The organism is Aeromonas sp. QDB54 (assembly GCF_027707385.1).
GTDB classification, from domain to species: Bacteria; Pseudomonadota; Gammaproteobacteria; order Enterobacterales; family Aeromonadaceae; genus Aeromonas; species Aeromonas hydrophila.
On sequence record NZ_JAPCIT010000032.1, the window covers coordinates 25,375 to 35,954 of the forward strand.

Consider the following 10,580-nt stretch of genomic DNA (forward strand, 5'->3'; position numbering starts at 1 on the left):
GCAACCTGGCCAGGAGTGCGACTCTACCCCTGGCCACAATATCAATTGCGCTGCAGGGAGAAGGTGGGCAGTGACAAATGCCAATAGATGGCCGCCACCCGCAAACCGAACACCGCCGTCATGCAGATGAGCATGGCGGTCACCCGATCCACGTTTACCTCCAGCGCCAGGGTATAGAGGATGCCCCCCAGGATGCAGGCGGTGGCATAGATCTCTTTTTGCAAGACCATGGGCACCTCCCGGGCCAGCACGTCCCTGATCATGCCGCCGGCCACCCCTGTCATGGTGCCCATCAATACGGCGATCAGCCCCGATGTACCAAAGTTGAGGGCTTTTTGCGCCCCGATCACGGTAAAGAGTGCCAGCCCGAAGGCATCGGCGACCGGCAGCACGTACCAGGGCATGCGACGGGGCAGCTTGACCATCCACATCCCGATGAGTGCCGTTGCTATCACTACCCAGATGTAGAGCGGGTCGCGTACCCAGAAGACGGGGGTGGCCCCCAGGATCATGTCGCGAATGGTACCGCCCCCGATGGCGGTGACTGCCGCCAATACCATGACGCCAAAACCGTCCATCCTGAGACGACCCGCCACCAGAACCCCCGAAAACGCGAATACCGCAGTACCAAACATGTCGCTGATGTAAACAATCTGCTCAACCAGTGTTTGCATGGAGAACAACTCACGTCCAATTGTTGATGGGGTCGCGATTTTAGGGGGATTGCGGCGTCTGACCAATGGCTGCCAGCAAGAAGTGGGAGCCAGACCAAGTTTTTGCCGGCGGTGATGATGCCGGTTGGTGTCATGGCGCCAGAGTTGTGCCAGATCGCCGGCAAGGCGCACGCTGCTTCACCCACCGCCCTCGGTTGTTTGCATCATGAACCTTGCAGGAAAAACAGAGCATTTTTTTCCTCAAGTTCAACGAGAACATGCCGATAAATAGGGTAAGCGGCGTTAATGCGATGAAGCGTTGAAAATAATGCTAAAGACATCGAAAAAGAGGCCGTTAAATAAGAGGCATCGAACAGGAAAGACAATAAAGTTCGAGCAAATTAAATAGTAAATTTAATAGCTTAGGAGAATAGTCATGGGTCTTTATATCAATACGAACGTTTCATCGCTTAACGCTCAGCGTAACCTGATGAACACCAACAAATCTCTGGATACATCCTACACCCGTCTGGCATCCGGTCTGCGCATCAACAGCGCCAAAGACGATGCCGCCGGTCTGCAGATTTCCAACCGTTTGACCTCCCAGATCAATGGTCTGGATCAGGGCAACCGCAACGCCAACGACGGTATCTCCGTCGCCCAGACCGCCGAAGGCGCCATGGAGGAAATCACCTCTATGCTGCAACGAATGCGTACCCTGTCCCAGCAATCCGCCAATGGCTCCAACAATTCGGATGACCGAGTGGCATTACAGGCTGAGTATAAACAACTGAATACAGAAATTAACCGTATTGCAAAAGACACAACGTTTGGCGGTCAAAATTTACTCGATGGTAAGTACAAGGGCACTTTTCAAGTCGGTGCGGATGCTGGGCAAACTATTTCTTTTAGACTAGACAAATTCGCATTCTCGCTAAGTGGAATTGCTGGTGGTACTACAGGTAAAGCAACAGTAGTTGCTGATACGACCACTAGTGATGCTTTCAAGGTAACTAAATCAACTACAGGGAATGTAAATTTTAGTGATATCAAGTCAATTACCAGCTCATTAAATGCACAAAAATCAATGGCTAACCTAGACTTTATGATTAAAGCAGTTGATAGTAAAAGGGCTGACTTGGGCGCAGTACAAAATCGTTTTGATTCTACCATTCGTAATCAGGCTAACGTGTCTGAGAATGTCAGCGCTGCGCGCTCACGTATCCGTGATGCTGACTTTGCCACTGAAACTGCCAACTTGACCAAGCAGAACATTTTGCAGCAGGCAGCCTCGACCATACTGTCTCAGGCGAACCAGCGGCCGCAGTCTGCACTTTCCTTACTACAAGGCTAACAAAAGAAAACAGGGCGGTTGTTCAGGCCGCCCTGGTCAAGAGATGGAACAAAGGGGTGTTCGGGTCGCACTCTGTTCTATCGTGAGAGAAATGCTTCTCTACTACTTATGTATTATGCAATGCCAAGTGTTGTCCAGTTGTTCAGTTCTGTCACGCTTGGTCATATTCTCCTGAGCGTATGCTCGTTTTAGGCCGGTTTACCGGCCTCTTTTTATTGTGCCGTCAAATTGACGCCACCCCACCATAGAAAGCACAAACTGTGCCAACATTCTGATTTCATCTCCTTCGCACCAGCGTTAGGGCGTACTCCCGAGCACTGGGGACGGCTTGCCACCATCTTGCCGCTTGCCGGATAAAACTTGCCGCTTTAGGCAACAATTTTCCTAAAGCTTATGTGAATGTTGCCGCTAACTAAGATGAAGCAATCGAGGGGTGTTCGGAATCCAACGTTTGCACTACTGCGGGTGGCCTGTTCGTTCAAACAGACACCCGCCAGAAGAATCAGGCTCGTTCAACCTGTTCTTCTAACGGTGGGACGCCGCTTTGGCGGCGCAACCCGCAGTCGCATGTTCTTCGGGAGAATATTTTATGGCCATGTATATCAACACGAATACTTCATCACTGAACGCCCAGCGTAACTTGATGAACACCAACAAGTCCCTGGATACGTCCTATACCAGACTGGCTTCCGGTCTGCGTATCAACACCGCCAAGGACGATGCTGCTGGTTTGCAGATCTCTAACCGCTTGACTTCACAAGTCAACGGGTTAGATCAGGGTAACCGTAACGCGAATGATGGTATCTCTGTTGCGCAAACGGCAGAGGGTGCAATGGATGAGATTACCAACATGTTGCAACGTATGCGTACGTTATCACAACAATCGGCTAACAGCTCCAACAACTCGGATGATCGAGTAGCATTACAAGCTGAATATAAGCAATTAAATACAGAGATAAATCGTATCTCCAAAGATACAACTTTTGGCGGTCAAAATTTACTTGATGGTAAATATAAAGGCACGTTTCAAGTTGGTGCTGATGCTGGTCAAACCATTTCATTTCGATTAGATAAATTTGCGTTTACTCTAAGTGGCATCGCTGGTGGGACAACAGGCAAAGCAACAGTGGTTGCTGACACAACGACTAATGATGCTTTTAAAGTGACAAAAGCCACTACGGGCAATGTGTCTTTTACTGATATTAAATCTATAACAAGCGCCTTAAATGCACAGAAATCAATGGCTAACTTGGATTACATGATTAAAGCTGTGGACTCAAAGAGGGCAGAGCTTGGTGCGATTCAGAATAGGTTTGATTCGACCATTCGCAACCAGTCCAATGTGTCCGAGAACCTGAGCGCTGCACGTTCTCGTATCCGTGACGCAGACTTTGCGACCGAGACAGCCAATCTAACCAAGCAGAACATTCTGCAACAGGCAGCGTCCAGCATCCTGGCGCAAGCCAACCAAAGACCGCAATCTGCTCTGTCCCTGCTGGGCTAACAGAAAAGCAGTGATGAGAAAGTAAAAGGAGCGACGATATGGCCAATGAAATTGGGATCCCGTCATCGGTCACTCCTTCTTCTCTTCAGTCAAGTAGCAAGAGCGGCCAATCGGCCGCTCAAGTGCTATCTGGCACGACGGAAGAGCAGCGGGTGACGGCACAACAGGATGTGAAAAAACAGCAGGATGCTCTGAATGGTGAAAAAATCGCCAAACAGGGTGTATCCAATGCCGATATTGAAAATGAGGTCCAAAACTTGCAGGAGTTCAGCAAGTTGCAAGGTTGGACTGTCAATTTCAGTGTTGAGAATGATCTGGATCAGGTGGTCATCAAGGTGATGGACGCCGAGACCAAGTCAATGATCCGGCAGATCCCGAGTGAGGAGCTGCTGGCCATCAGCAAGCGGATCAAGGATCTGCGTGAGGGTGATGTATCCGGCGGCGGTTCGCGGGTCGGGCTGCTGCTCGATAACGAGATCTGATACGAAAAAATTAAGAGGAGAGAGAGTATGCCCACCATTACGTCTGCCGGTGCCGGCTCCGGACTCGATTTGGAGTCAGTGATTGCTGCCAGTGTCGATGCCAAAAAGGCACAACTGATGCAGCCCATCACCACCAAGAAGACCAACACTCAAATCACTCTCTCCGGTGTGGGGCAGCTGAAGTCTGCCATCGCCTCGTTCGTGACCACTCTGCAGGCCATGGCGAAGGATGATGCGTTCAACAAGCGATCCATCAACATTACCCAGGACAAGGACAAACCCGTGCTCAAGGTGGAGAGCAAGGCGGGGGCCTCCAACGGTCAATATGACATCAGTGTCGAACAATTGGCGAAGTCCAGTAAATTTGACGGTACCTTCGACTCGTCGACGACCCCCCTCATCACCCAGGACGGGAAACTGACGTTCAAGGCTGGCGATAAAATGTTCGATGTCGACGTCAAAGCTGGCGATTCGTTGCAATCCATCCGAAAGCGCATCAACAATGACGCAGACAACTTCGGTCTGAGCGTCAACATCATGAATACCTCAGATGGTAAATCCAAGCTGATGATCGACTCCGGGGTCAGCGGCGACGGCAAGGATCTGCAGATCACCGGCAGCACCACCGAGTTGACCGACAACCTGGTGTCCAAGTTGACCCAAAGCCAGAGCGCTCAGGATGCCAAGATCAAGGTAGATGGCAACGCCCTGACGAGTGCGACCAATACCTTTGATGGCACCATAGTCGGGCTCAAACTGACCGTGCTCAGAGAGTCGGATAGCACGACCTCTACCGATGTAGGTGGCAATCCGGTCAAGACCTACAGCTCGAACAAGGTTGACATTAGCACTGACAAGGCCGGTATCAAAGATATGGTCAAAAGCTTTGTCGATGGTTACAACGCGCTGGTGAAGAAGAGTAATGAGTTGGGCAAACGTAGCTCTATCGTTGCTGGAAAAAACCAAAATGATGGTGGAGCGCTGGCTGGTGATGCGACAACACGCGCAGTGATCAACATGATGGGCGGTGCTATCAACGAGCCCTCACAAAAATCCTCAACCTATTCAACGATTTTCCAGATGGGTATCAAGATGGATAACAAGGGGGTATTGTCTATCGACGATACCAAGTTCAGCGAGGCCATCGACAAGAACTTTGATCAGGTGGTTGCTGTGTTTGGCGGCAAGGATGGGGTTGCAGGCAAGCTGGCCAGCCAGCTGGAAACCTACTCCAAGACCGGTGGCCTGTTGGCCAAACGGGAAGATTCGCTCAATACCGATCTGCGCGAAGTAAGCCGCAAGGAGTCGGATATTACCGCCCAGCTGACCAAGTATCAGGAGACCTTGCGGGCCCGTTATGGCAGCCTGGACAGTATGCTGGCTAAGATGAACAAGTCGGCCTCTTATCTGAATCTGCTCAATACCAAAACGAATTAATACGTAGTCAGGAGCCGTGCCTCTTATGTATCGGAAAAATATCAAGGCTTACACCACCCAGAATCTGCAGTCCGAGCTGGCGGTGGCAGATCCCTACCGGGTGATCCAGCTGTTGATGCAGGGTTGCCTCGAGCGTCTTGCCCAGGCCCGTGGTGCCATCGAACGTCGTGATTTCGAGGCCAAGTCCCAGTCCATCTCCAAGACCATGGCCATCATCAACGGTTTACAGGACTCTCTGGATCTTTCTTATGGTAAAGTTCCAGAGGATCTTTTTGCTCTGTATGACTATATGAAGGTACGGATGATGGATGCCAGTCGCGACATGGACATGGCCGCCATCGACGAGGTGATGAACCTGATGCTGACCATTAAAAGCGGTTGGGATGCTATACCTGTCGAGATGCGTGAAAAGGCTTTAGCTCAACAACATATTGGTAGACAAAATGAGCTATAACCGTTTCCCTGAATTAATGACAGTAGGTCGAGAGTTGCTGACCTTATTGGAAAATGGGGAAGTGAATGCAGCTGAGTTGTTAATTGATCGTTACCTAGAAATGTTTAATGATTTTTTTCAGAATGCTAAATTAGAACTTGTGATTGACATAGAGCAGCAGCAAGCATTGTTAGAATTTCAATCTATCTATAAACAAGTAGAAAATACTAAGAACCAGACTGAAGCTGCTTTGTTGAAAATTTCAAAAGCAGGTCGAGCATCTGATCTTTACAAGCTGAATCTAGGTTAGTGATCTATGATGGATTTTAATAAAAAAATTAATGAAATAGAAAGTGAGTTAACCCGTCTCGAGCGCCAGAAAGAGCAGGAAGCTGCTATGCTCGATGTACTACCAGTTCGTTATGAACTGAATATGATGGCATTAGAAAAATACATGCCAGATATATATAATTTTTTCAAAGATTATGTACCCGAACGTGCATTTCGATTTTTTTGTACTGAAAATGGAGAGCCAAATGTTCTCTGGTTATCAGAAAATAAGGCTCTCTATGGTAATGAGCCATTTAAAGATGCTGAGGAACAAGTTAAATATATATTTCAACACAATAAGTTACAATGCGTTAATTTTGTAAAGGACTGGTTCGTTGGTGGTCGTATACATATTAAATATAACAATGCCATTGCTGATTTGAAACCAGATATAACACGCTGTGATATGACTTTAAATAATTTTGTTGGCTTTGATATACCAATGGTAGTCATGTATGGTATAGGCCTTGGTTATCAGCTTGGATATTTGTATGAAAAGTTTAAGATAAAAAATCTTTTTGCTTTTGAGCCTGACTTAGATATATTTTATGCTTCTCTTTTTTGTTTTGACTGGAGTGCTCTTCTTGATTTCATGAGTAGGGAATCAATAAGTTTGCATATATTCCTAGGTGTTGATGAAAACCTCCTTGTGGGAGATATGATTAATGCCCTGAGTAGTAAAGGCGCATTTTGGTCATCAGCATATTTTTCGTTCGCACATTACAATTCAGATAAAATAAACAAATTGGTTGCTAGGGTTGAGAAGGAGTTTCACTTACTCAGGAGTGGGTGGGGGTTCTTCGATGACAATATATATTCATTGGCTCACAGTCGTATCCATCTATTAAATGAAGATTTTTTCTTAAAAAAAGAAAGAGATATGTCTTTTTTGAAAGATATACCAGCTTTTGTTGTTGGGAATGGACCTTCTTTAGATAAAAACATAAATTTTATTAAAAATTTATCAGATCAAGTAATTATTATTGCATGTGGTTCTGCAGTTAGTGCACTTTATAAAGAAGGAATTCAGGCTGATATATATGTTGCAGTTGAAAGAACCAAAAGTTCAGCTGACTTTCTAGACATAATGAATGCACGAAACTACTTGCGTGAGATGGCTTTCTTAAGTGTTGATGTCATTCATCCAGATTGTAAGAAGTTTTTTAGAAAAACAGGTTTAGCTTTTAAAGCAGATGAGCCTATTTATACATACTTATCGGCTTTATCAGAACAGAAATATGATACTCTAGATTATTCCAATCCTTTTGTTGGTAATTCAGGTTTAAATTATGCCTTGTTGTTAGGGTTTAAAAATGTATACTTGTTTGGTATTGACAATGGCTATAAAAATATAGAAACCCATCACTCCATATTAAGCCTATACTATAATGATAAAAAAGAAAGTAAAATTAAATCACATGTAGAAGATGCATTTTTATCCCCTGCAAATTTTGGCGGTGTAGCCTATACCAATAGGTTGTTTTCTCTTTCAGCATACAGAATGTCCCAACTCATTAGTGAATTTAAAAATACTATGTGTATGAATTGTAGCGATGGGATATATATTGATGGAGCAATTCCTCTTCATGCGGAAATGCTTAACCTTCATTCAAGAAAAATAGATAAAAAGAAGATAGTTGATAATATTTTTGATTGTGGGTTTATCAAGTTTGATGCCAGCAATCTAGATTTTGACATCCTACTAAATAAACCATTGTTTATTGATTTGATGGATATGTTCAGAAAGGACTGGAATGATGTATCTAGAGATTTCAATGATATATTATCATTGATGCAAAAACACCATGATTATTTGTATTATATTGGGCGTACCAGAGAAAGACACATATACAGAGTGCTAATTGGTTCATTGAATTATTTTTATGCCAATATGATTACACTAATGCTAATTATCATTGAGGTTGAGGGTAGCCTATTTAAGGAGAAGGTTGAGCAGGCGTTAAAAATATTAGATTCTTTTTTTGTTGAGGCTTGCGACCTATATTGTAATGCTTTTGAAAATGTCGATGATAATTATTTTACAGGCTTGAATGTTTTTAAGCATGACTGACAGTTTTAACGACATATAATCTGCTGGTTTGATACCTAAGTTGCTGTTCAGAATAGTATAGTACTGAATAAGGATGGGTTTACCTCACAACGGTAGATACATCCTATCCTCACGACGAGACCTGTTCAAAGGCCTCCCGGCTGACAGCAACTAACGTGGTTGTACCTTAGAACCCCGTTAAGAAAATTTCAATGTAATCTAAGATATTATCAGTACGGTAGCGGCATTTCTAATGCGATCTTTTTTCTTCAAACTGAAGAGCGATTCAGCTACCGCATTGTCCAGTTGTCACGTCGGCTCATAATTGGTGCTAGGTTGTTGGCCTGGCAGAAAGGCTGCTAGTCGTCACTATCATATTAGTTACTCTGGCCCCAGAGTGCACGATGACCTTGCTGTCTGGTTTACGCTGTCATTCGGCCATCAGCTGTGCACCCAACGCGAACTCGCGTGAAAGGATCTGTTTTATCCACCAGACCACCATTTTACAAGTAAAATATCTATAACTATAGCCAGATACAGCCAGCCAAATCAAGTGCGGATATAGGTGGTATTGGTAACCAAACCTGATTTACCCATATAACAATAACTTATCGCTGTATACAATTAGGTGCAGTGGTGGAAGATCTACGGGATACCCTACGTGGCGATTTATAGCCGAAAACCGTTGTGATCTGATTTATTTGCATAAGCTATCCCACCCGTTTTTACCACAGGTTTTGCCGTACTCATTCAGGTTGCCATCAATCTAGCGATAGCCATACACTGCGGCCTAAAGTGTGTGGGTCACGAATGAGTGTTTCTGGGGGCAGGTTGTTTTGAACACGTGAATAGCATCGAATGGTGCTGCTATGTATAAAAATAAGCCCAAGCGACATTTATTACCAGACACATTGTCATGACACTCCATACAGAGCGTGCTCGCTAATAAAATGATACTTCAGTCGGGCTCTCTTGTAAATTTCTGAGCGACCTTTTCAGTATATTCCACTTTTCTTTGATGCATTTTAACTGTACCCATAGCCTCAGGACCTCACTCTTTTCTTCCAGTAAGTCTCGAGCATGCTACTCACTATTATCCGGTTTGATGGCCCTCAGCCATTTATAAAAACTGTGTGCAGAAATCTCCAGCAAGTCATAGATTTCTACTCATTGAATAACCAAGAGCAGTTATCTAACGCACGGCTTTTCATTTAAAATTCAGGTGTAAATCGTGGAGTGCCCATACGCCCCTCTTATGCTAAAACTCTAGGGCTGGATCGTCTACTAGGGTGGGGACAGTCCACATTGTTACAATTATTGAAGTTGATGGTCGGACCAATCACGAAGAAGTCGTCGAACTCGAACGCGTAATAATGGTCCCCATTTGGGAATATTATTTGGTGAAATTTTCCTCGGAATGAATATCGATGATCTTATGTGACAGGTTTGGCGCCGTAGCACTGGTAAGATCCGAGATACGGACCAATGGCAATTTTGGAACAAAAATTCTTCCACCTTCATGCGATCAGAATTATTCAACATGAAGTATATCCCTTGATGCAAGGTGATATAGGCGCGGGTCATTTTTCTAATTGATGGTGGGTAAAGTATCTTCGCACTAGCCCATCTTCTTTGAAAAAATGGGGCGATAGAACAACTATAACTGACCATATCGCCATAGTGGGTTATGACAAAACTGGTAGGATTATAATGTATAATTGTAATATAGTTTGCTGTCATGAAGGATTTATTGGATGCCGGCAGTGGCGCCGTAGGAATGGATTGGGTTTGCGTCCTAGATGAGTTTTCAGCAATATGAACATTGGTTTTGATGCACTCTACTGGGTTGTATTCAGCAGCTGTAACCTGTTGCAAAGCTACTGCATGGACCACATAATAGATGCAACACATTGACTTGGTGAGCCGGCTATTACCTCTTAGATCATCAATAAAATACATTGAGGAGTTGTTGGGATTCCGCGTTACTTCGAGCGACTTCAGTTCGTCACGAGATTGAATAATGGTTATTTCCGTTTATGTTTATAAAGTTTCTGTGCTGTTTTGACCAATGTTTGTCCAAACGAGCTGGTACTGCCTGTGAATAGTAACATTTTATTGTGGCATCTAGTCATACAAACAGTAGATTCATTATATTCCAACAAGAAGAATACCCGCATTTTGGAATAATGTTGACTGTTTTTCACAAAACAGTGTGAATGATAGGGGTCTCAAGCCGGCAAATCGTTATGTCCTAATCAGAGTTAGGGAAGGTGCGAATAAGCGGGGAAATTCTTCTCGGCTGACTCAGTCATTTCATTTCTTCATGTTTGAGCCGAT

At 44.8% G+C, this 10,580-nt stretch carries 9 protein-coding genes and 1 pseudogene; 7 read left to right on the plus strand and 3 right to left on the minus strand.

The window, feature by feature from the left end; genetic code table 11:
• Window positions 1-41 precede the first annotated feature (41 nt).
• A complete protein-coding gene (locus PG881_RS21690; protein ID WP_024946450.1) occupies window positions 42-674 on the minus strand; it encodes a trimeric intracellular cation channel family protein in 633 nt (210 codons plus the stop codon).
• Between the two features lie 415 nt (window positions 675-1,089).
• Here PG881_RS21690 and flaA point away from each other — a divergent pair, with 415 nt between their 5' ends.
• The 7 genes from flaA to PG881_RS21725 all read left to right on the plus strand — a co-directional run bounded on the left by flaA (window position 1,090) and on the right by PG881_RS21725 (window position 8,264).
• Window positions 1,090-2,007, plus strand: coding sequence for a flagellin A (flaA, locus tag PG881_RS21695; RefSeq protein WP_024942783.1), 918 nt, complete (start codon window positions 1,090-1,092; stop codon window positions 2,005-2,007).
• Window positions 2,008-2,596: 589 nt separating this feature from the next.
• Window positions 2,597-3,511, plus strand: coding sequence for a flagellin B (gene flaB, locus PG881_RS21700; protein WP_024942782.1), 915 nt, complete (start codon window positions 2,597-2,599; stop codon window positions 3,509-3,511).
• Window positions 3,512-3,549: 38 nt separating this feature from the next.
• Window positions 3,550-3,993, plus strand: coding sequence for a flagellar protein FlaG (locus PG881_RS21705; RefSeq protein ID WP_270802814.1), 444 nt, complete (start codon window positions 3,550-3,552; stop codon window positions 3,991-3,993).
• Window positions 3,994-4,020: 27 nt separating this feature from the next.
• Entirely contained in the window at window positions 4,021-5,430 is a 1,410-nt protein-coding gene (gene fliD, locus PG881_RS21710; protein ID WP_024942780.1) for a flagellar filament capping protein FliD, read from the plus strand.
• Between the two features lie 25 nt (window positions 5,431-5,455).
• Window positions 5,456-5,884 (plus strand): flagellar export chaperone FliS, encoded by a 429-nt coding sequence (fliS, locus tag PG881_RS21715; RefSeq protein WP_024942779.1) that lies wholly within the window; start codon window positions 5,456-5,458, stop codon window positions 5,882-5,884.
• A complete protein-coding gene (locus tag PG881_RS21720) occupies window positions 5,874-6,173 on the plus strand; it encodes a hypothetical protein (protein WP_024946099.1) in 300 nt (99 codons plus the stop codon). The genes fliS and PG881_RS21720 overlap by 11 nt, the downstream gene beginning before the upstream one ends.
• 6 nt (window positions 6,174-6,179) lie before the next feature.
• On the plus strand, window positions 6,180-8,264 hold the full coding sequence (locus tag PG881_RS21725) for a motility associated factor glycosyltransferase family protein (RefSeq protein ID WP_232105232.1): 2,085 nt from the start codon (window positions 6,180-6,182) through the stop codon (window positions 8,262-8,264).
• Between the two features lie 109 nt (window positions 8,265-8,373).
• Here PG881_RS21725 and PG881_RS24065 read toward each other — a convergent pair.
• Together PG881_RS24065 and PG881_RS24070 are read right to left on the minus strand one after the other, a co-directional pair.
• A pseudogene (locus tag PG881_RS24065) lies at window positions 8,374-9,487 on the minus strand (DDE-type integrase/transposase/recombinase).
• Between the two features lie 70 nt (window positions 9,488-9,557).
• Complete coding sequence (locus PG881_RS24070) at window positions 9,558-10,271, minus strand: polysaccharide biosynthesis protein (protein WP_442866404.1); 714 nt, start codon at window positions 10,269-10,271, stop codon at window positions 9,558-9,560.
• Window positions 10,272-10,580: the final 309 nt, after the last annotated feature.